The 21540-nt window shown below is 55.4% G+C and carries 22 protein-coding genes; 19 read left to right on the top strand and 3 right to left on the bottom strand.

The window, feature by feature from the left end:
* Nucleotides 1-85: 85 nt before the first annotated feature.
* The 12 genes from SH573x_RS23895 to SH573x_RS23840 all read left to right on the top strand — a co-directional run bounded on the left by SH573x_RS23895 (nucleotide 86) and on the right by SH573x_RS23840 (nucleotide 8786).
* Nucleotides 86-892, top strand: coding sequence for a DeoR/GlpR family DNA-binding transcription regulator (locus SH573x_RS23895; protein WP_479350439.1), 807 nt, complete (start codon nucleotides 86-88; stop codon nucleotides 890-892).
* A gap of 86 nt (nucleotides 893-978) precedes the next feature.
* On the top strand, nucleotides 979-1719 hold the full coding sequence (gene pduL, locus SH573x_RS23890; RefSeq protein ID WP_479350437.1) for a phosphate propanoyltransferase: 741 nt from the start codon (nucleotides 979-981) through the stop codon (nucleotides 1717-1719).
* Between the two features lie 113 nt (nucleotides 1720-1832).
* Nucleotides 1833-2135, top strand: a complete 303-nt coding sequence (locus SH573x_RS23885) for a BMC domain-containing protein (protein WP_479350435.1) — start codon at nucleotides 1833-1835, stop codon at nucleotides 2133-2135.
* Nucleotides 2136-2196: 61 nt separating this feature from the next.
* Complete coding sequence (locus tag SH573x_RS23880) at nucleotides 2197-2466, top strand: BMC domain-containing protein (protein WP_479350434.1); 270 nt, start codon at nucleotides 2197-2199, stop codon at nucleotides 2464-2466.
* 70 nt (nucleotides 2467-2536) lie between these two features.
* The gene (locus tag SH573x_RS23875; RefSeq protein WP_479350432.1) at nucleotides 2537-3724 is read left to right on the top strand and encodes an acetate/propionate family kinase; all 1188 of its coding nucleotides are present in this window, start codon (nucleotides 2537-2539) and stop codon (nucleotides 3722-3724) included.
* Between the two features lie 6 nt (nucleotides 3725-3730).
* A complete protein-coding gene (locus SH573x_RS23870; protein ID WP_479350430.1) occupies nucleotides 3731-4060 on the top strand; it encodes a EutN/CcmL family microcompartment protein in 330 nt (109 codons plus the stop codon).
* Between the two features lie 18 nt (nucleotides 4061-4078).
* A complete protein-coding gene (locus tag SH573x_RS23865) occupies nucleotides 4079-5521 on the top strand; it encodes an aldehyde dehydrogenase family protein (protein ID WP_479350429.1) in 1443 nt (480 codons plus the stop codon).
* A gap of 4 nt (nucleotides 5522-5525) precedes the next feature.
* Complete coding sequence (locus SH573x_RS23860; RefSeq protein ID WP_479350428.1) at nucleotides 5526-5789, top strand: EutN/CcmL family microcompartment protein; 264 nt, start codon at nucleotides 5526-5528, stop codon at nucleotides 5787-5789.
* Nucleotides 5790-5839: 50 nt separating this feature from the next.
* On the top strand, nucleotides 5840-6481 hold the full coding sequence (locus SH573x_RS23855) for a hypothetical protein (protein WP_479350427.1): 642 nt from the start codon (nucleotides 5840-5842) through the stop codon (nucleotides 6479-6481).
* Between the two features lie 7 nt (nucleotides 6482-6488).
* Nucleotides 6489-6797, top strand: coding sequence for a EutN/CcmL family microcompartment protein (locus SH573x_RS23850; protein WP_479350425.1), 309 nt, complete (start codon nucleotides 6489-6491; stop codon nucleotides 6795-6797).
* Between the two features lie 9 nt (nucleotides 6798-6806).
* Entirely contained in the window at nucleotides 6807-7694 is an 888-nt protein-coding gene (locus SH573x_RS23845; protein ID WP_479350423.1) for a class II aldolase/adducin family protein, read from the top strand.
* A gap of 153 nt (nucleotides 7695-7847) precedes the next feature.
* A complete protein-coding gene (locus SH573x_RS23840) occupies nucleotides 7848-8786 on the top strand; it encodes a lactate/malate dehydrogenase family protein (protein ID WP_479350422.1) in 939 nt (312 codons plus the stop codon).
* A 15-nt stretch (nucleotides 8787-8801) separates the two neighbouring features.
* Here the strand turns inward: SH573x_RS23840 and SH573x_RS23835 are convergent, their stop codons facing one another.
* Nucleotides 8802-10349, bottom strand: a complete 1548-nt coding sequence (locus SH573x_RS23835) for a S1C family serine protease (RefSeq protein ID WP_479350420.1) — start codon at nucleotides 10347-10349, stop codon at nucleotides 8802-8804.
* Nucleotides 10350-10471: 122 nt separating this feature from the next.
* On the opposite strand from SH573x_RS23835, the gene SH573x_RS23830 reads away from it, so the two are divergent.
* Nucleotides 10472-11716 (top strand): glycosyltransferase, encoded by a 1245-nt coding sequence (locus tag SH573x_RS23830; RefSeq protein WP_479350419.1) that lies wholly within the window; start codon nucleotides 10472-10474, stop codon nucleotides 11714-11716.
* On the opposite strand, the gene SH573x_RS23825 is transcribed toward SH573x_RS23830, so the two are convergent.
* On the bottom strand, nucleotides 11691-12956 hold the full coding sequence (locus SH573x_RS23825; RefSeq protein ID WP_479350417.1) for a PQQ-binding-like beta-propeller repeat protein: 1266 nt from the start codon (nucleotides 12954-12956) through the stop codon (nucleotides 11691-11693). The two genes, SH573x_RS23830 and SH573x_RS23825, sit on opposite strands and share 26 nt — an antisense overlap.
* 318 nt (nucleotides 12957-13274) lie before the next feature.
* On the opposite strand from SH573x_RS23825, the gene SH573x_RS23820 reads away from it, so the two are divergent.
* Complete coding sequence (locus tag SH573x_RS23820; protein ID WP_479350415.1) at nucleotides 13275-13820, top strand: DUF6580 family putative transport protein; 546 nt, start codon at nucleotides 13275-13277, stop codon at nucleotides 13818-13820.
* An 83-nt stretch (nucleotides 13821-13903) separates the two neighbouring features.
* Here the strand turns inward: SH573x_RS23820 and SH573x_RS23815 are convergent, their stop codons facing one another.
* On the bottom strand, nucleotides 13904-14698 hold the full coding sequence (locus tag SH573x_RS23815; RefSeq protein WP_479350413.1) for a hypothetical protein: 795 nt from the start codon (nucleotides 14696-14698) through the stop codon (nucleotides 13904-13906).
* A gap of 526 nt (nucleotides 14699-15224) precedes the next feature.
* Here SH573x_RS23815 and SH573x_RS23810 point away from each other — a divergent pair.
* The 5 genes from SH573x_RS23810 (at nucleotide 15225) to nrdR (ending at nucleotide 21498) form a co-directional block, all read left to right on the top strand.
* Nucleotides 15225-15638 (top strand): hypothetical protein, encoded by a 414-nt coding sequence (locus tag SH573x_RS23810; protein WP_479350411.1) that lies wholly within the window; start codon nucleotides 15225-15227, stop codon nucleotides 15636-15638.
* A 304-nt stretch (nucleotides 15639-15942) separates the two neighbouring features.
* A complete protein-coding gene (locus SH573x_RS23805) occupies nucleotides 15943-18249 on the top strand; it encodes a hypothetical protein (RefSeq protein WP_479350410.1) in 2307 nt (768 codons plus the stop codon).
* A 104-nt stretch (nucleotides 18250-18353) separates the two neighbouring features.
* Nucleotides 18354-19607: a PDZ domain-containing protein gene (locus SH573x_RS23800; RefSeq protein WP_479350408.1), complete on the top strand. Its 1254-nt coding sequence runs from the start codon at nucleotides 18354-18356 to the stop codon at nucleotides 19605-19607.
* Nucleotides 19531-20904, top strand: coding sequence for an A/G-specific adenine glycosylase (gene mutY, locus SH573x_RS23795; protein ID WP_479350406.1), 1374 nt, complete (start codon nucleotides 19531-19533; stop codon nucleotides 20902-20904). Before SH573x_RS23800 ends, mutY begins: the two co-directional genes overlap by 77 nt.
* A gap of 102 nt (nucleotides 20905-21006) precedes the next feature.
* A complete protein-coding gene (nrdR, locus tag SH573x_RS23790) occupies nucleotides 21007-21498 on the top strand; it encodes a transcriptional regulator NrdR (protein WP_479350405.1) in 492 nt (163 codons plus the stop codon).
* The last annotated feature ends 42 nt before the right edge of the window (nucleotides 21499-21540 follow it).

The raw sequence follows: 21540 nt of genomic DNA, 5'->3' as shown, positions 1-21540 counted from the left end.
ATTGAAATCTTTCAGGGGCGTGATAGAATTCAGTCAGTCCAGCGATGGTTGGTGGGCAGATCCGGGCAGGCACGAGGATTGATCCATGAGCAGTGCGATGACGTCCGAACAGCGGCGGATGAAGCTGTTGGAACTAATTCGCGCTCAAGGCTTTGTGTCCATACCGGACCTGCGAGCCGCGCTGGAAGTAAGCGAATCGACGATCAGGCGCGATCTGGATGCGCTTGAGGAAACAGGAGAGGCTCAACGAACGCATGGCGGCGTATTCTTCACCGGCCCGACAGCTAGCTTGAGATTGTTCGAGAACAGGCGGGCTGGGCAGTGGGAAAAGAAGCGGCAGATCGCCATTGCGGCGAGTCGGCTGATCGAGCCGCATGACACGGTTCTGATGGACGGCGGTAGTACGACTTACGAATTGGCCAGGCAACTCGTGGGACGCCCGTTACAGATCGTGACCAATTCGTTGCCTTTGGCCAACTTGTTCGCTGCCAGCGAGCAAGTCGATTTGGTGTTGCTGGGCGGCTACGTTCATAGCCGCACCGGCGTTTCACTAGGACCTTACGCCAACCAGATGTTGGCATCGCTGAATGTTCAAAAAGCGGTGTTGAGCATCGCGGGGGCTGATCAGCGTGGGTATTACAACAGCAATTTACTGCTCGTAGAAACAGAACGAGCCATGATGAAAGCAGCGGACACCACCATCGTGGTGGCTGATAGCAGCAAGTTTGGTCGCAGTTCGCTGGCCCGGTTATGCGAGTTATCCGACGTAGACACGGTCGTCAGTGACGATGAGTTGGATAGTACGTGGCGCGAGCGTCTCAGGTGCGCTGGCGTCGAACTACACTTGGCGGAGACCGCCAATATTAAAGAACAAGATGACCTCAGCGCCTGAATTTGAATTCTGAAAACTGAAAACTCAAGTTTCAGAAGTCCAACCCAACCCAATCCAAGCCAACCCAACCCAAAAGCAATCCATCGATGAGTGCATCCGGCATTGATCGCTCGCACGTCGAACAGCTCGTTCGTCAAGTCGTTCGTCGTATCAGCAGTTCCAACGGCCACAGTTCGGCACCGATTCCCGTGACCAGCCAGCCCGCAGGCAAGCAGGCCACGCCGTCGCATTTAGTGGTCAGCATTTCAGCTCGACACGTGCATTTGACTGACGAGCATGTCGAGAAACTCTTCGGCCCTGGCCGCAAGTTGACTCCCGGCAAAGCTCTGTTTCAAGATGGTTTCTACGCCGCTGAAGAAACGGTCATGGTCGTCGGTCCACGGCGCCGCATGTTGCCCGAAGTGCGTGTGCTAGGACCAACCCGCAATTTCAGTCAGGTCGAACTGGCGATGACCGATGCGATCTCGCTGGGCATTCAAGCTCCAGTGCGACACAGTGGCAACATCGAAGGCACACCTGGATGCGTGCTGGTTGGCCCAGCCGGCGCAGTGGAACTGACTCAAGGTGTGATCCGCGCCGCGCGCCACGTGCATATGAACTTTCAAGACTGCGAACTCTTGGGCGTCAAGAATGGCGAACTGATGACGCTGACGATCAAGAGCCCGCAGTGCACCGTCTCGTTCGAAGACTTATTGGTGCGAGCTGACAAGAATGCCAAGTTGGAAGTTCACATCGATACCGACGAAGGCAACGCCTGCAATCTCGATGCGGCCACCGAAATTATCATCAAGCCCCAAGGCAAGCCCTGCAGCTGCCAAGGACACTGATGAAGTTTGAAGTTTGAAATTAGTAGTTTGAGATCTGAGGGTAATGACCCTTTCGATCTGAGAAACGGTTTTAAGGTACCTCTTCAATGGCGAAAGCTAGGAGAAAGACAAGTATGGCAAAGATTTCTGAAGCCTTAGGCATGATCGAAACCAAGGGTTTCGTTTCGTTGGTCGAAGCGACCGATGCGATGATGAAAGCCGCCAATGTTCAGTTCTTGGGTTGGGACAAAGTTGGCAGTGGCCTGGTTTCCGCATTTGTAACCGGTGACGTGGCTGCTGTGAAAGCTGCTACCGATGCCGGCGCAGCGGCTGCTGGTCGCGTGGGTGAAGTTGTCAGCGTGCAAGTGATCGCTCGTCCTCATGAGGATCTGTCGCGCGTATTGAAGGTTGGTGGAACGGCTGGTCCTGTTTCCTAAGCTTCATGTTTGTTTTGATCCCATCACATAAATTCCACTTCAATCGAGTTACGGTACGAATATGCAAAAAGCAATTGGTCTAATTGAGACAAAGGGTCTGTTGGCGTTGGTCGAAGCGACCGATGCAATGGTCAAAGCAGCCAGCGTTGAAATCGTCAAACGCGTCGACATCGGCGGTGGTTTGGTGACCACGGTTGTCAGCGGTGATGTGGGCAGTGTTCGGGCTGCAGTCGAAGCCGGTGCAACGGCTGCTTCGCAGGTCGGTGAACTGGTTTCCAGCCACATCATTCCACGTCCCGCCGAAGGACTCGCCGAAGCGTTCTTCAGCTAAGCTGACGCAGGTTGTAGTTGCCCTTCGACGTTGACGATGAAACTGTCTGCACCCACACGTAGGACCAAGGATGAAAATACTAGTAGCTAACTTAGGATCGACCAGCTTCAAGTATCGCCTGCTGGACATGACGACCGAGAGCCAATTGGCGCGCGGTGGCGTGGAACGTATTGGTTCACCGTCCAGCCCCTGCAAGGTTGAGATCGGTGCCTATCAAGGCCAATTGGAAATGCCGGTGCCGCATCATGGCGTCGCCGTTCGTGCGTGCGTAGAACAATTGACCGATCCGACCCATGGCTGCATCAAAGATGCATCCGAGATCTCGGCTATCGGATTCAAAGCGGTGCATGGCGGCAAGCTGCAGGGTGTGTTTCGCATCAACGAAGAAGTGCTCAATTGCATGGAGCAAGTCAACTCAGTGGCACCAGCTCACAACCCGCCTTACCTGGCGGCGATGAGGCAGTTGGCTTCCACTGTGCCCGACATACCATTGGTCGCAGCCTTCGAAACCGATTTCCATCGTACGATTCCTCCTGCTCGCCAATACTATGCTTTACCCAAAGCCTGGTCCGACGCGCTGCCGATTCGCAAATGGGGATTCCATGGTGCCAGTCATCGTTACATTGCCACGCGTTCAGCCGAATTGTTGGGCCGCAGCGATGCACGTGTGATCTCGTTGCATTTAGGTGGTTCGAGCAGTCTGACTGCAATTGCCGCGGGCAAGAGCGTAGCCACGACGATGGGCATGAGTCCACAAACGGGCTTGCCACAAAACAATCGCGTGGGAGACCTCGATCCGTTCTGTTTGCCGATGATCATGGAGCACACTGGACTGTCGCTAGCCGATACGCTTAAAAAACTATCGACTGAAGCCGGCTTGCTGGGACTATCCGGTGGAATCAGCGGTGACATTCGTGACTTGGAGCAAGCCGCCGATAGTGGCAATGCAGATGCGCAGTTGGCACTGGATGTCTACGTAGCCGAGATTCGTCGACAGCTAGGTGGCATGCTGGTGGCGCTCTGTGGCGCAGATGCCATCGTGTTCACAGGCGGTATTGGAGAAAACGGCCAGCGCATTCGCACGGCAGTGTGCGCAGGCCTGAGTGAACTGGGCATCGAACTTGATGCCGAGCGCAACCAAAACGCTCGCGGTGAAGCTCGCTTGGAGAAAGCTGGCTCGCGCATCCAAATTTGGATCATCCCTACCAATGAAGAGCTGATCGTTGCCCGTCAAACGCTCAGCGTACTGAAAGGTTAATGCGCGATGTTTGTCGCCAAAGTCACCGGTTCGGTGGTCAGCACCGAAAAAGTTGCCGCGATGAAAGGGCAGAAATTGCTCATCGTCGAACCTTATCGCTTGGATACGAACAGTCGTGACAAGTTGGTAACCACGGGCCGAACGTTTGTAGCCGTCGATGCTTTGGGCGCTGGCGTCGGCGATATGGTACTGATCTCGCAAGGTAGTAGCGCTCGCTTTACGCCCGAAACCAACAAACTTCCGATCGATACGGTCGTGATCGGCATCGTCGACACAGTCAGTATCGAAAAACAGTCGGTCTACAGTCGCGCTGGCGACAATCAACCTAACACTTAGTAAACAGCGAAGCTGGTTATGCAAATAAGCGAAGAACTCATCCGTAGCGTAGTCAACCAGGTGATCCGCGAAGTCCGCGGCGCTGGCGCAGCGCCTGCCATCGGCAGCGCAGGTCGCTACGGCATTTTTGATGATGCCAACGAAGCGGTTGCCGCCGCTCGCCGCGCGTTTGAACAGCTGCGCGAACGTTCGCTCGAAGATCGCAAGAAAGCCATCGCTCACATTCGACACATCTCGATCGCCCAGTGCGAAGAGCTGGGTACGATGGAAATGAACGAAACCAAAATCGGCCGCCTGGTCCACAAGATCGAAAAACTCAAAACGCTCGGTGAGCGCGTACCGGGCACCGAGTTTCTGACGACCCAAGCCTACAGTGGCGATCGCGGCCTAGCGGTGATTGAACATGCGCCTTTCGGTGTCATCGGTGCGATTACGCCCGTGACTCACTCGCTGCCGACCATCACAGGTAACGCAGTCAGCATGATCGCTGGCGGCAACACACTGGTGGTCAATCCACACCCCAGCGGACGCAAAGTGGCGGCCGAAGGTGTCAAGCGCTTCAACCAGGCGATCTACGAAGATATTGGTATCGACAATCTGATTTGCGTCGTTCGCGAGCCCTCGCTCGAATCGGCGGCCGCAATTTTCAAGAACCGCGATGTCGCGCTCATCTGCGTCACCGGCGGACCAGCCGTGGCCCGCGCTGCACTCAACAGCGGCAAGCGAGCTATCGTGGCTGGACCAGGCAATCCGCCGGTGGTTGTAGATGAAACAGCCGATCTGGATCGCGCCGCCCAGTGCATCATTCAAGGCGCATCGTACGACAATAACTTGCTGTGCATCGCCGAAAAAGAAGTCTTCGTGGTCAGCAGTGTCTTTGACAAGATGATGGCTGCCATGGAACGCGCCGGCGCCATTCCGCTGAACGCTGCCCAAGTCGACAAGCTCACCAAAGCTGCGTTCTCTGAAGTTGGCGAAGGTGCTCACAAACACTTGGCACCCACCAAAGATCTACTGGGTCAAGACGCCTCGAAGTTGGCCGCAGCAGCTGGCGTCACGGTCGATCCCAAAGTCGAACTGCTCTTCGGCGAAACTAGCGAAGACCATCCGTTTGTCGATGTCGAACAGATGATGCCCTTCGTCCCCTTTGTCCGCTGCCGCGATGTAGATCACGCTATCCAGCTGGCCAAACACTACGAACATGGTTATCGGCACACCAGCATGATTCACTCGCGCGACGTGCGCAATATGACCAAGATGGCTCGGGTCATGGATACAACCTTGTTCGTCAAGAACGGTCCCTGCATGGCCAGCTTAGGACTAGGTGGCGAAGGCTACTTGTCGTTCTCGATCGCTGGTCCCACCGGCGAAGGTGTCACCACACCGCTCACCTTCACACGTGAACGTCGCTGCAGCTTGATCGATGATCTGTGGGTTCTCGGCAATCCAAAGGTTAGCTAGTCCCATGCAAGTTGCTTTGGTTTGCGGACACGCACATGCGACGGTCAAACATCCCACGCTCGCCGGTTGCAAGCTGCTGCTAACGCAGCCGCTATTGGCCGACGGCGTCAGGCCCGATGGCGCGCCGACGCTGGTCATCGATCGGATGGGCGCTGGACCTGGTGACCGCGTCATGATCACCAGCGATGGAGCGGCCATCCGAGAAATATTCGGCAAAGAAAATTCGCCCATCCGCTGGGCCGTCCTAGGCATCGTAGACCAGAACTAATCAAGCGGTAATCAGCTTAAATCTACAATCACCAATCGTAAATCGTAAACATGTCCAATCCTCCGGAAATCGAACAGATCATTCGCTTGGTGCTCGAGCGCCTGGCGACTGCTGGCGATTTAATGGCAGGTGTTGGACAACTTGCGCAGCCCCTGCCCAATGAACTGGTCATCGATGAACGCGTGGTCACACTGGCAGCCATCGAAAGTCACCTCGCCGGTAAACAGCGAGTGCGGGTCTCCGCGCGAGCAGTTGTTACGCCGGCAGTGGTGGATCTGCTGCGTAGCAAGAAGATTGAACTGGTGCGGGGAGCAGGCAGTGCCAGATCGGTTGTTAAGTCGGCCGCACCCCTGCTGGTGTGTGGGACCGCGCCCTGGTTTGCCAGTTTGAGCAAGAGCCTGTGTCCGAAACAGGCCCAAGTCGAAGCTTGTGAAGATAGCCAAGCTACCAAGTTGATCGCAGATCATTTGCGAAGCGGCGGAGCGCGGGCTATATGGATATCAAGCACGCCGTTTGCCGCCAGTATTGCTGCGGCCAGCGCGGGATCTTGTCGCGCCGTGATGTTGCCATCGCTGCGCGAACTGAGTGAGGCGATCGCCCAAGCCAATCCCCAAGCGTTCATCGTCGATGCGCCACGCTGGACGGTGGCGGCGATCGGCAACCTGGTCCGTACCTTGAGCCGGAGCAAGTGAAGCCAGTATGCACATTTATAAAGTCATCGGCAATGTTACTCTCAGTCGCTGTCATCCGAGCTTTCAAGGAGCTCGGCTGCTGGCGACAGAACCGGTCGGCCTGGCATCGATCGGTGGACCAGCCCCGGTCGATCCCGATTTAGTCATCGTGTGGGACGACATGGGCGCAGGCCTCGGATCGCAAGTCGCCGTCAGCGACGGAGCCGAAGCAGCCCAACCGTTCAAGCCAGCCATGAAACCGGTCGATGCCTACTGTTCAGCCATATTAGACGAAGTCAGTTACGATTCACGAGTCACTGAAAGTTTGAAGTTTTAGGGTTAACGCATGATAAACGCTCACAAGATCAAACAAGACATCTGCGAAATCGGTCAACGCATTTACAACAAAGGCTTTGCCGCTGCCAACGACGGTAACATTACCGTGCGCATCAGCGACAACGAAGTCTTGTGTACCCCGACCATGCAATCGAAAGGTTTTCTCAAGCCTGACGACATCTGCCTGATCGATATGAACGGCAAGCAACTGGCTGGACGCAAGAAACGCAGCAGCGAAGCTTTGCTGCATTTGGAAATCTATCGTCAGCGATCGGATATCAAGTCGGTGGTCCATTGCCATCCGCCGCATGCCACTGCGTTTGCTGTCGCACGCGAACCGATTCCTCAGTGCGTGCTGCCCGAAGTAGAAGTCTTTCTGGGTGACGTTCCAATCACGCGTTATGAAACGCCTGGTGGCCAGGCCTTTGCTGATACGATTCTGCCGTTCGTTCAAAAGAGTAACGTCATTATCTTGGCCAATCACGGCACGGTCAGCTTTGGTGAAGATGTCGAACGCGCTTACTGGTGGACCGAGATTCTCGATGCCTACTGCCGCATTCTGATGTTGGCCAAGCAGCTTGGCAAAGTGAACTACTTGAATGAAAAAGAAGAGCGTGAACTGCTGGCTCTGAAAGACAAGTGGGGCTTTGCGGATCCACGCAACACCGATGACTACAAGAACTGCGATATCTGCGCCAACGATATTTTCCGCGAAAGCTGGGGTGCTGCCGGCGTCTCGCGCGGTGCCTTCGATGCTCCACCGTCGATGGGACCGAAAGCCACCAGCGCTGCCGCACCAGCTGCAGCGTCCAGCTCTTCAGCACCCACAGCCGGCATCGACGAAGAACGCCTGGTCAAGTTGATCACCGATCAAGTAATGGCTCGCCTCAAGGGATAGTCAGATTTTAGATTTTAGATTTCAAACTTCAAACTTCACACTTCACACTTCACACTTCACACTTCACACTTCACACTTCACACTTCACACTTCAAACTTCAAACTTCAAACTTCAAACTTCAAACTTCAAACTTCAAACTTCAAGACGCATCCATGAAAGTTAGCATTATTGGTGCCGGTGGCTTGGTGGGTTCATGCGCAGCTTTTGCACTGCAGTGCGGAGGTCGTGTGCGCGAGCTGGCTTTGCTGGATGTCAACGAAAACCTGGCTGCTGGTCAGGCTTTGGATATTCTGCATGGTACGCCCAGCGTGGCCGATCAGAAGATTGTCTCTGGATCCTATGATCACATTCCTTCGAGCGATATCGTTTGCATCACCGCTGGTCTGCGTCGCAAGCCCGATGAAACTCGCTTGGATTTGATCAACCGCAACACCGACTTGTTCGTTCAGATCTTGGCTCAAGTCAAGTCCGCAGGTCTGAAGCAATCAGCGATCGTGCTGGTGGTTAGCAACCCGGTCGATATCTTGACCTATGTAGCAGCGCAACGTTTAGGCTTGCCAGCATCGCAAGTCATCGGCTTGGGGACACAGCTCGATACGATTCGCTTCTGTAGTTTGATCGCTGATTATTTGCAAGCTCCACCGACTCAAACCAAGGCGCTGATCCTGGGTGAGCATGGTGACAGCATGGTGCCCATCTGGTCGAGCGCGACTGTTGGCGGTTTGCCACTGGAGAAGTTCGAGAAATGGAATCACAACACGGCCACTCAGATCTTCACTCGCACCAAAGGCTCCGGGGCTGAGGTTATTTCGAAGAAAGGCGGCGCTGGCTTTGCGGTCGGAATCGCCATCCGCGATGTGATCGAATCGATTGCTCTGGATCAACGCCGTATTCTGCCAGTCAGTTCCGTGCAAGCTGGTGCTTACGGCATCCGCGACGTGGCTTTATCGGTACCTACCGTTGTTGGTCGCACGGGCGTGATCGATCGCTACGAAATTGAGCTGTGGCCGAAAGAACTGCAAGGTTTGCGCGGTAGTGCCGGTGCATTGCGACCCACGCAAGATGCCGTCATGAAAAGAATCGGCGGCTAAGGCACAACGCTCCGACTACTGAACGGTCAACACTTCCAAGCGTTCACTGCGATAGGCTTGAACGCTAACGGGCCCTTCAGCCTTCTTGGCCGCGGCGTAGAATTCTTCGGGCGTATTGACGCGCGTGCCGGCGACCGAAACGATGAAGTTGCCGGCGCGCAGACCCGCTTTCCAAGCCTCCGAATCAGGTTCGACGGTCAGCACCGCCAACTTGGCATTGGTACGACGTTGAGCCAACCCACCCCCGCGCACCAGTTCACCGGGTACGGCAGTAGCATATTCGACCAACATGCCACGCCACTGTTCCGGCCCGTGGATCGCGTAAGCCGGTCGAGAGGTCGAGATGTATTTCTTGCTGAGCGTAGCCTTGAGATGCATGGATGCGTAAGTGGGTTCACCGCGCTTCTTGCGTTGCACAGTCAAATCGACTTCGGCACCGGCCGGTAGTTGGCTGAGCTCACGAAACAGTCCATTGCGGTCTTCGATCGGTTGCGAGTTGACTTCGACGATGCAATCTTCATTGCGCAGGCCAGCGGCATCACCGGGCAGCCCAGGTAGCACCGCTGCGATGCGGGCACCCTTCAGGCCGGCGGCGCGCTCGTGAGCTTGTAACTCCTCGGGCTGGATGCCCAAGAATCCGAACTCGGGTAAGTGTCCGGTCTTCAGAGCATCTACTACACGCTTGAACATGTCGTCGACTGCGATGGCATAGCCAGCGGATTGTTCAAAACCACTTAAGGCGGCGATGGAAGTGGTCAGCCCTACCATCTCGCCGCGCAAGTTGATCAAGGCTCCACCACTGGCACCTAGATTCAAGCGAGCATCGGTTTGAATCAGCGTGCCGAACTGATGTTGGCTTTCCTTGGTCAGCAGAGTTGCATCGTTGGACTGCTTGCCCACTGCCGTGCGGCGCAAGTTCGAGACAATGCCCCAACTGGCACTGGCCTGGCCATCGCGAGCCGTGGCATACGGGTTACCCAAGCTAATCACAAAGCTGCCCTTGCGCAGTTGTGACGCATCACCAAAGGTCATCGGGGTTAGATCTTGAGCATCGATCTTGATCACGGCCAGGTCGGTGTACGGATCGGAGGCTTGAACCTGGGCAGGCTTGGACACGATGCTGGCAGAATACACGCGGCGATCCAGCCAAACGTAATAGTTGTATTTGGTTGCATCGTCCAGTGCGTGCGCACAGGTCACGATCATTCCATCGCTGGAGATGACCACGCCGCTAGCGAACTCGCTGGGAACAAAGTCTGGATTCTCCGGTGCGTCAGCAAAGGGGAATTGCTTGGGAACAATCAGCTGTTCGGCGCGAACTCCATTGGCTTGATCCTTGCGAATGCGGGCAATGGCGACCAGCGACTGCTCCGCTTTCTTGATGGCAGCGATGGTCGACTGTTCGATACTGGCAACAATGGCCAATCCTTCGGCTGAAACCGGTTCCTCAGCGGAGGATCCGAGGTCGGGGTCCTGGGCGCTGGTGGAAGGCGCGAGACTCAAAAGAGCCAAGGCTACGAAAGAGAGGCGTGTAGCTCGCGATCGTGAAATCCGAAATTTCAAATTTGAGTTTTCAATTTTCAATTTCAATGGCCACATATATTCATGCGTTCCCTAGCACATCCCGGGTGTTCACTGGCAAGTCCCGTCTTCCATTGTACCCGTATACGAGTACAAATGCCTTCATGGAAGAACCACTTCGAAAACTGGCGATCGTGCTGCAAATTGCCTCCACGGGCGGCTGGCGATATGTGCAGCGTTTGGTTGAAGGATTGAGGCAGGCCAGGCCACAGCTGAAAATCACTTGTTACTTGGGTGCACCCCTGCTAGAGACGTTTGCTAGCGATCAACCCAGAGCGACTTTGGAGGCGTTGGGTGTCCAGGTTTTTGCCTGGCCAGAAATTCCTGAAGCGCCGCCAGCGAAAAAGTTTCGTCCCCTAAGGGCCTACCGTCATCGACGGGCGACGGCGGAGTTTCAGCGGTGGTTGGATCAGCTCAATGGGTTCGACGCCATCTTCTTTGCCTGGCCTTACGGTTTGGCATGTCCCGCGCTGACTTGTCCCATCTTCTTTATTCCCCACGACTTCAATTACTTGCACTTTGCAGGTAGTTGGACCATGGCTGCCGCAGATGCTTCCGTTCAACGCGCCATGCACGTGCAATGGCTGCGCTGTGGTACACCGATTGTTTCGACCCAGTTTATCGCTCAAGAGTTAGCGGACAACTTTGCCGCCGAATTGCGTGCGCCCCCTGAGGTAATTCCGCTGACGCGATTATCCAAAGAATCGCGATTGCCCGATGCTCAAGCTGCAGAGATTGTCCGTCACCTGGGCATCACGGGCCCTTATGTTCTCAGTCCGAACAACGTAGCGCATCACAAGAACTTTGGTCAGGTCTTGGGTGCCTTTCACTACGTGCAGCAGCGCTATCCCGACTGGCAATTAGTGGTGTGTGGTCACAATACGGCTGGGATTACGGGCTATCTACGAACGCCGCTGTACGTGGATCGCATGGAAGGTACCGCATCGATGGATGAGCGTCCGCATGTTCTGAGCGTGGGTATGCGCAGCGATCGCGAAGTGGCGGCGCTCATTCAGTGTGCCCGCCTGGTGATCAATGCGTCACTGTACGAAGCGGGCAATGGTTCGGGACTGGATGCGTGGTCCTTGGGGACACCAGTTGCGATGTCCAATATTCCCGCCTTTGTTGAGCACATCGGCACCTTGGGCGTGCGTGCCGAGTTATTTCATCCTCGCGATTGCTTTGACATTCGCGATGCGATGTGCCGGTTGATCGAAGAGCCTGACCGCGCCCGGGAGATGGCCGCAGCGTCTCAAGCTGCCATAAACCGCTACACCTGGATCGATGTAGCGCGACGTTATTTGCAAGTCTTTGATCGCGGCCTTACTTCCATTCATAAAGACTCATAGCCTTCAGTTCACGCACCGCGACTTGTCCGCCGGCGATAGCCAAGTGAGCCCAAGTTTCCGCTTCGGTCAGCTCGCGTTTTTCGATTAATTCGAACTCTCGGGTGTTAGCGAGAATCAGGAATAAATCTCCCTTCTGATCGAGTGCCAAGATCCGATCGCCATTGGCAATCATGCTCCAGTACTGTCCGAAGGGGCGCGTAGTCCATTTCGCTTCGCCTGTCTTGAGGTCGATGCAGGTGAAACGGCGATTCTTCAGATGCAGATAAACATGATCATCGATTATGATGGGCGAGGACATGTACCCTTCCGCTTTGTAGCTCCAACGCTCTTGGGCTTGCCATTTTCCGTCGATGAACTTGATGTCGATCAGGAACGACTTGCCACCGTAACTGCTGGTGAAGATGGCGTCTCCATAAATTGTGGGTGTGAGAATGTTCATGCCGCGAAAGGCCGGCACTTCGAACGACCAATACTTCTCGCCATTTTCGAGATCGACGCCCACCAGTGTCGTCCGAGTTTGTACAAGTAGCTGGCGTTGGCCGGCCAAGGTTGCAATCACGGGTGAGCTGAACGCGCTGCCGTTCATGCCACCACCGTCCTCCAGAGCTCGCCAGACAAGTTTACCTGTCGCCTTTTCCAGCTTGGCCAGGCCTCCACCGGCTTGAACATACAGAAAGGGGCCGTCGACCAAAGGTGAGCAGACAAAGCCGAAGGCAGGCAGTTCGCTCTCCAAATCTTGAACAAAATCGAGCCGCCATATTTCTGTGCCGTTTTGGGCATCTAAGCACACCAACACATCGCGCATGCCGGCCACGTACAGTTTGCCTTCGTCGTAAATCGGGGTGGAGCGAATCCAAGAGCCATTGGAGGAAGCAAAGAAAGGCACGGTCATCGATCCCGGCCAGGAGGCTTGCCACAATTCCTTACCCGTGGCCCGGTCGAGAGCCCGCACGCGTTCGGTTTCCTTGTTGACTGTTTCGGTGACGAAGACTTTATCACCCACCAGCAGCGGACCTGAGTAACTTTCCCCCAATTCAACGCGCCACTTTTGTACCAAAACCGATTCGCTCAAGCTGCTCGGCCATGATGATTGCGAAACGAAACCATCGCGGTTAGGCCCGCGCCACTGCGTCCAATTGGCCGCGTCCGGGTCCTCTGCATGGGTGTAACCCAGCGAAAACGCCAATATCAACAGTGAACTAGTGATCATCTGTACATAAATGCGTGTGATTTTGGTCATGCTCTCGCCCAAATAAGAATCGGCCCCGTACAGCAGCGTGAATGACTTACATCCTTTAGTATAGGGAGGCGTCAAGGGCGCGCAGTCCGTAGCCGAAGTCGCCAGACTTTGGACGAACCAGCGTTTTTCCTGGTAGCCGAAGTCGCCAGACTTTGGAGCATGAGCGCTTGCGCCCATCCAATCTCTGGCGAGATCGGCTACGGAGCAATTCCAAGCTCTGGCGAGATCGGCTACGGGGCCATCGGCACTTTCGCCCGGCGGGTCACTTCATTACACTGATGGGCGTCTGATCCTTTATTGGCTTTTTGAGTACCGAGCATGTCTGTTCAGAAGATCCGCCTGCTGGCTGTAGCCTACTTTGTGGTGGCCGTAGCTCTGCGTTTCCTGCCACACGGGGTGAATTTCACCGCCATCGGCGCTCTAGCCATGTTTGTGGGCTGTTACCTGTCGCTGACGCAAGGTGCGCTGATCGCCTTGGGAGCGATGGCTCTGACAGATTCCGTCGGGCATTGGCTGGATCTGGAGCATATGAGCTTTTATGACCGGCCGACCATGTTGGCTGTTTATGCAGGTATGGCGTTGCCCAGCGTTTTAGGTTGGGTCATACGTCGTCGAGTGTCAGCGATCACGGTGCCCAGTGCCGCCGTGGCCTCATCGGTGCTCTTTTTCTTGATTACCAACTTTGCTTGTTGGCTCGACCCGAATATGGGTTATGCAGCCACGCCTGCCGGACTGGTCACTTGCTATGTCAACGCCATTCCCTTTGCCGGCAATCACTTCCTGGGCACGATCATTTTCTCGTGCGCGTTCTTCGGCGCATATAGCCTTCTAGGCCGGACCGCTGAAAGCCGAAGCGTAGCCTAAACCGTTGGCGTTAGCCTCGGTTATTTACACGTTCAGGGCCGGTGGACTGGGGAACCGGGGCTAACGCCCTCGGTTTAGTGGCTCTACCAGGGTAAGCCGACGAATACGCCAGTAACCGCGCCAGCTTCAACGAGTGCTGCATCGGTGCTCCAAGGGAGCGTATCGCGGAGGGCCGGCGTGCAAGAGCCGGGTCGGAAGTGGCCCAAAGTGTAGCGATTCTCACAGGCTGGCCATAGTGTTGCTCTGTACGGGTACAGCAGCAGGTTGCCCACAAACTTCGATCCCGAGACAACCGGTTGGATGTAAGTGGGGCAACGATGCAAACCGTTGCGTTCCAACATCGGCTCTTCAAAGTACAGCGGCAGATGACAGATGTTGGCTGCTTGCCAGCGATAAGTCAGGCCAGTGAACATGCGATCTTGACCATCTGGTAGTGGTATTTGACCAGCAGCGATCTTCCCAGCCTGGTCGTCCGGCAAGACCTTCGTTCCAATGGCGGCGACCGCGATATCGGCTGCGGCGATCGGAGCGCGAACTCCTTCCATGGCGATTGGTGACAAGCGACCGGTCTCGGGAGAAGTGGGCGGCCTCTTGACATCGTCCAATCCATCTTTGGGCGATGGAGTTAGCGTGTCGTCTTTCTTGTCCGCACCGCCTAAATCTTGATCCCCAGTCGCATTGTCTTTACTAGCATTGGCGTCCACGGGCGGCTGGATCGAGGTTGGTCGCAAAGCGATGATTACGCTGCCACTGGAACTAACCGGAATGGCAGGTGTTCGCTGCACTCCCGCTTCGTATTGTCCCATCACCGAAGTGCCGCCCATGGTCGTGCAAGCGATCAAGGCAACCAAAGTAGGGCGGAGTTTTCGCGTGGCCATAACATAACCTCTGTACGTGCTTTGCAAGCAAAATACCGATAAAGCCGGGTATGTGGCTAATCATCGGAAGTTCGGCAAAATCGTGTTCATCCATATGCTGCCGGTCGGTACAGCTTGCCCGAGTGGACCGGTCCGACTCCCTCCGCTTCCCGGTAGCCGGGTAGCCGAAGTCGCCAGACTTTGGACGCATCGGCCTTTGCGCCAATCCAGTCCAATCTCTGGCGAGATCGGCTACATCTCGATGGCGAGATCCCACCACCGCTCCGAAATAAATTTTCACTTTGCCGAATTTTGCGTAAGTGACCTTGCGGTGTTTGGACGAATTTTTCTATCTAGTGAACTGTTTTGGCTCATGCTCTGAAATCGTAGCAGCTTGATTAACCATCCCTGAGCACACATGCGCATGAGCCCCCAGCTGTAATAAGCGCGGCGGCGAACCCCGTAACGGGTAACGCCGGTCGGGTTTCATGCGTTGAACGGATTGTGTGTTGAAGTACTATGCACTGAACATTTGGGGAGGCCAGGGATGGTTGCCAACATCTTGCTCATGCCACTGCTGTGGTTAGCATCAGGATCCAATGATTCTCAAACACTGCGAGAATCGGTTGACCTGATCGAACTGAATCACTTCTATGATGACCTGGGACGTCACACGTACGACCAGGTCATTTTTTATGAATGGTCCGTAGAGTATTCGCGATATCACGTCATCGCCTGGTGTTTAGTGGAAGAAGACCAATCGCGGCTGCCGGTTCTCTTACCTGGTGGTCGTGAAGTGCAAGTGCGCTGGTACGATCGCGACATCAAGAGAACTCGTGAAGTTCGCTCGCGGCTCTACCGCGAGACCTGGACCCAATCGGATCCCGAGCGTGAAAATAAAAAACTGCTCGAGGAAAAATACCGCGGTAGCCTGTCGAAACTACCGCAAAAGAGCAAGTAAGGCATCCAGCCAATAAAAACGTCCCGCCAAGCCGTCGCTGATGAGCAATGCACGCTTGTTGCCGAACCGATGCCACGGGCTTTTAGACTGTCTCACGCAAAGGCGCCAAGGCGCAAAGAAGTTGACGCAAGTATCTTTGCGCCTTTGCGTGAAATATGCGGTCTAGTCGAAATTATTGCTAGATTTTTTCGCAATCTGCCTACGGATTTCCGTGCCGGTTGTCACTAATTGCTATAGCCGAGCGCACTGCTGCTGGTGCGCCCTCGCCAGGCAACTAAACGCGACAATTGGGACGTGAGCTGAAATGCGACTGACACTGCGGACTCTTCTGGCCTACCGCGACCGAGTGCTGAAGCCGACGGAAATCGAAGACATGCACGCTCGCGTCCAGCAAAGTGTGCTGGCCAGCAATTTGATCAAACGCATTGATGCTCTGGGCCAACGCACCAATTTGTTAGCTCCTCCCATCGAAGGCAAAGGCCTGGGCGCTGATGCCAACTCAATTGCCGAGTATCTGGACGATACGTTGGGTGGGGAAAAAGTCCCTGAACTCGAACGCATCTGTTTGGAGTCCGATGTCCAGCTAGCGGAACTGGCTCAGTGCCATCAACTACTCAGCGATGGATTATCTGCCAGTGTGGAAGTGCCCAAAGAACTGCGGCAGCAGATCTTGGCGTTGGCCGATCCACATGCGCGACACATAGCTCTGCAGCGTCGCCAAGGCCGCTCGACACTCGAACCCGAAGCTCCGCCGAAAAGTTCCCTACCCGCACGCAACGAGGTAATCGATCGATCGGAGTCGACTGGAGTGGCCGGCCGCCTCGTCGCAGACAAAGCCGACCGTGGCGAGCGAACCGGACGCTTTCGCGCCGATCCGGCGCATGTGCCAAGTTCCAGCAACGGAAAAGGATCGACAGCGGCTACTACGCCTGCGCTGGTTGCTCAATCCGTGGCTTCGCCGATGATCGCCTCGGGCGGCGATTCCATTCGCACGCGCGGCCTCGACTTGGAAGGCGCTCACCTGGCACACGAGGTCCCCGAGTATCTGCGCGGACGCAGTCGCGATGGTTGGCTCGGACCATTCGCCATTGGTGGCCTGGTAGCAGTCCTCTGCTTGCTGGTGTGGTTGTCGATTGGCTCATGGGACTCGGTGCGCGATATGTTGGTGATGAACTCCAACGAGCCAACTACCGGCGCGGCTACGCCCGCCAATGCCAATCAACCTGCAACTAACAAAGATTCGTCCGATGCAATTGCGGCAGATGCGTCATCAACTAAATCAGCGGCATCCAAGGACGCAGCAGCCAATGCTACAGGGGCCAGCGCAGTCGATCTGAATTCAAACGACGTGTCGGCAATTCCCGGCTTGTCCATACCTCAGGTTGATCCAGCAGACAAAAGCTCGCCATCCAGCGGAACTGGGCAACTCAGAGCGCCCGAGGCGTCAGAGCCTGCTGCGTCAGAGGCGGTGGCCACAGGCGATGCCGTGCTTCAATGGTTACCTACCGGCAGTGATGCGATGCAAGCTGTTATCTTGGTTCAATCCGAGCGACAACTGCGACGTCTGAAACCGGCCGAGGGTATCGGCAGTGGACAGCCGGTGTTTGTGCCGCCATCGTATCGACCACAACTGGTTTTACCTGGTGGTCTGACGTGGACGGTTGCAGGTATAACGCACTTGGTTGCGTCGACTGCCGATGGTGCAGACAGCTTGCCACGCGTTGATTTACAGTTAGCTCAAGCCATTGTGTCGGCGACCAAGGCTGGTGCAGGCATTGAATTGGTAACACCAGCGGGCGTCGCTAAAGTGCGGCTCAGCGATGCCGATGCGCAAGTGGCGGTGGCTTTGAGTTATCCAGCGGTGGCTTTCAGTCCAGTGACCGATCGCACGGCGCATCCGCCCACGTTGTTCTTGATGACGTTAGTCGGCGCAGTCAATGTAGACGTTGCTGGAACCCCAATCAGCCTGGCCGCGGGACAAGCGTTGACGCTCAGTGGTTCGCAGATTGCGCAATCGCAACCCACGGCCGCCCCGGCTTGGGTGGATCCTGCCAACGACCGTCCTGTCGATCAATTGGCCGCCAGCGACTTGGCGACTCAATTATCCGACGACACGCCAGTGGGCGGCAAGCTCCTCGAATTGGCTAGCAATCGCCGACCCGAGATGCGCGCCTTGGCGGCTCAAACTTTGTCTTTATTGGGTAGCTGGGAATGGGTGGCTGACCCCAAGGGCTGCTTGAATAACCCTCGCGATCGCAGCTTCTGGCAACTTGTTCTCGATCGCACTCGGCAAATCCTGGCTGCTCATCCCGACAATGTCGAAGCCCTCAGGGCGACCCTGGGCAATCTTGACAATTCAGCAGCTGCCTGGCGAGCCACGATGTGGCTGGGTCTATCCAAGCCCCAGATCGATGGTGACGGCCTGGCTCAGTTGGTGAAGAGTTTGGAGAGCGACGCCCTGATCGAGCGAGTATTAGCGATCAATCAATTGCAACGTTTGACCGGCAAAGACATGGGATTCCAGGCCGATGAGGGGGGCAGAACGGCGGCGCAAAACTGGGCTCGAGAACTCGCTGCGGGCCGCATTTCACTGCTGGACGTTCCGCGCTAGAGTCGCCAATGGGCTGGTATTTGATATACTGCCAACAGGTTGATTTGTATGGGCTTCCAGGCCCATGCACGCGCCGACGCCGAGTTGGGTTATGGAGAAAGTTGATGTTTTTGCGAGGCCACCACTACCAGAAGTCTTGTCCAAGCGGGCATTGGCGTGCGCTATTGATCGCGCTGTGTTTGCAGATACTGTCGCAATCGATCGAGGCTCAAGACTTGGCACCGAAGTCAGCTACCGTCAGCGCTGACAGTGCCATCAGCGAAATTAATGATGATCTGCTACGCAAGCAGATCCAGAATCTGAACAACCCCAGTTATCGTGCGCGGCAACAAGCCATTTGGTATCTCGAACAATATCCGCAGCAGGCCTTGCCTCTACTACGTCAAGCTGGCAAGACCACCGATCTGAATATCGGCGCAGAAGTGATTGCGCTGCTCAGTTCACAAGCCATGTCGCCAGACACCAACGTCAGCGTAGCAGCTCACGAAGCCCTCCTGGAAATTGCAGGCGGCAGTCGGAGTGTGACGGCAGTCTCGCAACTGGCGCTCGACTCCTTGGCCGGAATAGCGGACCGACAAGAGGTCTTAGCCAGGCAGGCCATCGAGGACTTGGGCGTCATCATGGGCGAACTGCGTTTGACCATAAATGGTGCCATGCAAAATAAAGGTCTCAGTCCTGGTGCCAGTCAGATTCTTTATGTCAATGATGAGTTTCGCGGGCGGCCGGAACACTTTCGGCTGTTTCGATTTTTGCGTTCCTACGATACCGCCTACTTAGAGGGCAAGGCGGTCAACGAAGACTTGGTGCGCGAAGTACTTGAAATGCCGTACTTGAGACGCTTGGTGCTGCGCGGGCCCAACATAAACAACTCGATGTTGCAGACATTGTTCGATGCCCGCGAACTAGAACACTTGGAGTTGGCATACGCCCCAATCGACGATGAAGCCATTGATACCTTAGTCGATTTGCCACTGGTAGGTTCGTTGCGAATGTTCGGGACCAAGTTATCGGCCGAAGGCACGGCGCGTGTCAAACACGAATTGGATGGCCTGGATATTTACATCGGCAGAGGTGGTTTTCTGGGTGTGCAAACACAAGTGACCGACCTGCGTATTTCGCATATCGCCAAAGGCAGCGCTGCTGAATTAGGTGGTATGTTGCCTGCCGACACGATAACGCATATCAATGATAAACCGATCAAGTTGTTTGAAGAGTTGCGTACGGAACTAGCGCACTTCAGCGCGGGCGAACATGTGTCGGTAACCGTTGATCGCCCCACCTATGAATCGGCGCGTCCAGGTAACCAAACAGTCAAGTTGGATGTTGTCCTGGGCGAACAACCCGCGCAGTCCAACTAAGGCACTGCCAATCAACTTGTGGGCTGATCGTAGCGACAATGAACCAGTGGGTTTCAAGAGTGGCCCAATTGTAAGGATGGCTGTGGGCAAGAAGTCTGAATCGTCAGCGGACAATCTGCAGTCGGTGGCTCCTCACCTGACTAGCCAGTGGCGGAGCAGTTATCGCCGAAAACTGCTGGCCTGGTTTGCCGATCATCGCCGCGATCTGCCATGGCGTGAAACCTCCGATCCATATGCGATCTGGATTAGCGAGTCCATGTTGCAACAAACGCAAGTTGCCACGGTCATCGACTATTATCGACGCTTCTTGAAGCGTTTTCCGACGGTACAAGCGCTGGCTGAGGCTGATGAACAAGAGGTCCTAGCGCTTTGGGCTGGGTTGGGCTATTATCGTCGCGCCCGGCAACTGCATGCGGCCGCTCAGCAAGTTGTGGCCCAACATGGCGGACAGTTTCCCGCTAGTGTTGACCAACTTGAAAAGTTACCGGGTATTGGACGATATACGGCCGGCGCGATCGCTTCGATTGCTTACGATCTGCCAGCCCCTATCGTTGAAGCCAACACGCAACGAGTTTATGCGCGCCTGCTGAAACTCGCTTCCCCCAGCAATGAACTGCTCTGGCAATTTGCAGAGTGGCAATTACCCGCTACACAAGCGGGTACACTGAATCAGGCAGCCATGGAACTGGGTAGTTTGGTCTGCAAACCAGCGGAACCTCTGTGCATGGCTTGTCCTGTTCTGGCACTCTGTCCAACGGCAGCTGCTGGCATGCAAAACTCCATACCGGCGCCCAAGGCCAAGAAACAAATGACCGCGCTCCATCATGTGGCACTAGTCAGCCAACGGCAAGGGCGTTGGTTGGTGCGCCAGAATCCTGCGGGCGCATGGTGGCATGGCCTGTGGGATTTTCCGCGTGTCGATATTACTGCTCTGCAATTTGCGAAGAGCGACCACAAATCCAGTCAACGACACTTCACTCCCCAGCAGTTGCAGCAAGTTGCTCGACTGGCCAATGACAATTTATTTTCCACAGTCGTCATCACCCAAATTCACCAAACGCTGATGAGCCTTTCGCATGGAGTTACACGCTATCGAATTCAGCTCGACTGTTTACCGGCTGAAGTTGATGAGCATGCGCCGGAACTGGACGCCAGTTGGCAATGGGCCGACCGCGCTACCCTGGATACCTTGCCATTGACATCCACCGCTAAGAAGATGGTCCAGAAGTTGTCTAGCGCTTCGACGCCTCCGAATCGGGATGAGCGGCAAACAGGAATCGAGCATCGAGTCCGGTAGTTTATTTTTTACAGGCTCATAAAATTAGGTGATGTCGCTACACTGTGTGCATCCCTCGCTAACGCGTCGGGGCGCGATAACATCTCTTGCAGGCTTTTTTCGATGCACTGTCCGTATTGTCGAGCTGATAACGACCGAGTCCTGGATTCGCGAGCGATCGAGGATGGTCGCGCAATTCGTCGCCGACGTTTCTGCAATCAGTGCCGCAAGCGATTTACGACTTACGAGCGAGTCGAGACGTTCACTCTGCAAGTCGTTAAAAAGGACCAAGCGCGTGAACCGTTCCAACGGGAAAAGATTGAACGTGGCGTCGAGCGGGCCTGTTGGAAACGGCCAGTCAGCACTGAAGACATTCGACAACTGGCGGCATCGGTCGAAACCGATCTGCAGGCCGACTTCGAAACCGAGGTGCCCAGCGATCGCATCGGCCGCCTGGTTATGGAGCGTTTGGCCAATGTCGATCAAGTAGCTTACGTGCGTTTCGCCAGCGTCTACCGCGAATTCAAAGATGTCGCTGACTTTGTGGCTGAACTACAACCGATGGTCAAAGCGCCGAAAGAGGATAAAACAATCGTCGTCCCTGAGGTAGAATAAGCGGCTTGGGCAGATTTGTACGGCTCCTAATCACAGAAAGTA

It is taken from the genome of Rania fehmarnensis, assembly GCF_056494185.1.
This window is presented reverse-complemented; position numbering and strand designations above follow the sequence as displayed.

Coding starts and splice junctions, on each gene's coding strand:
- pduL (WP_479350437.1), top strand. CDS start 979: ATGAGTGCATCCGGCATTGATCGCTCGCACGTCGAACAGCTCGTTCGT.
- SH573x_RS23850 (WP_479350425.1), top strand. CDS start 6,489: ATGCACATTTATAAAGTCATCGGCAATGTTACTCTCAGTCGCTGTCAT.
- SH573x_RS23815 (WP_479350413.1), bottom strand. CDS start 14,698: ATGGCCACGCGAAAACTCCGCCCTACTTTGGTTGCCTTGATCGCTTGC.
- SH573x_RS23885 (WP_479350435.1), top strand. CDS start 1,833: ATGGCAAAGATTTCTGAAGCCTTAGGCATGATCGAAACCAAGGGTTTC.
- SH573x_RS23830 (WP_479350419.1), top strand. CDS start 10,472: ATGGAAGAACCACTTCGAAAACTGGCGATCGTGCTGCAAATTGCCTCC.
- SH573x_RS23825 (WP_479350417.1), bottom strand. CDS start 12,956: ATGACCAAAATCACACGCATTTATGTACAGATGATCACTAGTTCACTG.
- SH573x_RS23805 (WP_479350410.1), top strand. CDS start 15,943: ATGCGACTGACACTGCGGACTCTTCTGGCCTACCGCGACCGAGTGCTG.
- SH573x_RS23840 (WP_479350422.1), top strand. CDS start 7,848: ATGAAAGTTAGCATTATTGGTGCCGGTGGCTTGGTGGGTTCATGCGCA.
- SH573x_RS23855 (WP_479350427.1), top strand. CDS start 5,840: ATGTCCAATCCTCCGGAAATCGAACAGATCATTCGCTTGGTGCTCGAG.
- SH573x_RS23845 (WP_479350423.1), top strand. CDS start 6,807: ATGATAAACGCTCACAAGATCAAACAAGACATCTGCGAAATCGGTCAA.
- SH573x_RS23870 (WP_479350430.1), top strand. CDS start 3,731: ATGTTTGTCGCCAAAGTCACCGGTTCGGTGGTCAGCACCGAAAAAGTT.
- SH573x_RS23810 (WP_479350411.1), top strand. CDS start 15,225: ATGGTTGCCAACATCTTGCTCATGCCACTGCTGTGGTTAGCATCAGGA.
- SH573x_RS23820 (WP_479350415.1), top strand. CDS start 13,275: ATGTCTGTTCAGAAGATCCGCCTGCTGGCTGTAGCCTACTTTGTGGTG.
- SH573x_RS23860 (WP_479350428.1), top strand. CDS start 5,526: ATGCAAGTTGCTTTGGTTTGCGGACACGCACATGCGACGGTCAAACAT.
- SH573x_RS23800 (WP_479350408.1), top strand. CDS start 18,354: ATGTTTTTGCGAGGCCACCACTACCAGAAGTCTTGTCCAAGCGGGCAT.
- SH573x_RS23875 (WP_479350432.1), top strand. CDS start 2,537: ATGAAAATACTAGTAGCTAACTTAGGATCGACCAGCTTCAAGTATCGC.
- SH573x_RS23880 (WP_479350434.1), top strand. CDS start 2,197: ATGCAAAAAGCAATTGGTCTAATTGAGACAAAGGGTCTGTTGGCGTTG.
- SH573x_RS23895 (WP_479350439.1), top strand. CDS start 86: ATGAGCAGTGCGATGACGTCCGAACAGCGGCGGATGAAGCTGTTGGAA.
- nrdR (WP_479350405.1), top strand. CDS start 21,007: ATGCACTGTCCGTATTGTCGAGCTGATAACGACCGAGTCCTGGATTCG.
- SH573x_RS23865 (WP_479350429.1), top strand. CDS start 4,079: ATGCAAATAAGCGAAGAACTCATCCGTAGCGTAGTCAACCAGGTGATC.
- mutY (WP_479350406.1), top strand. CDS start 19,531: ATGAATCGGCGCGTCCAGGTAACCAAACAGTCAAGTTGGATGTTGTCC.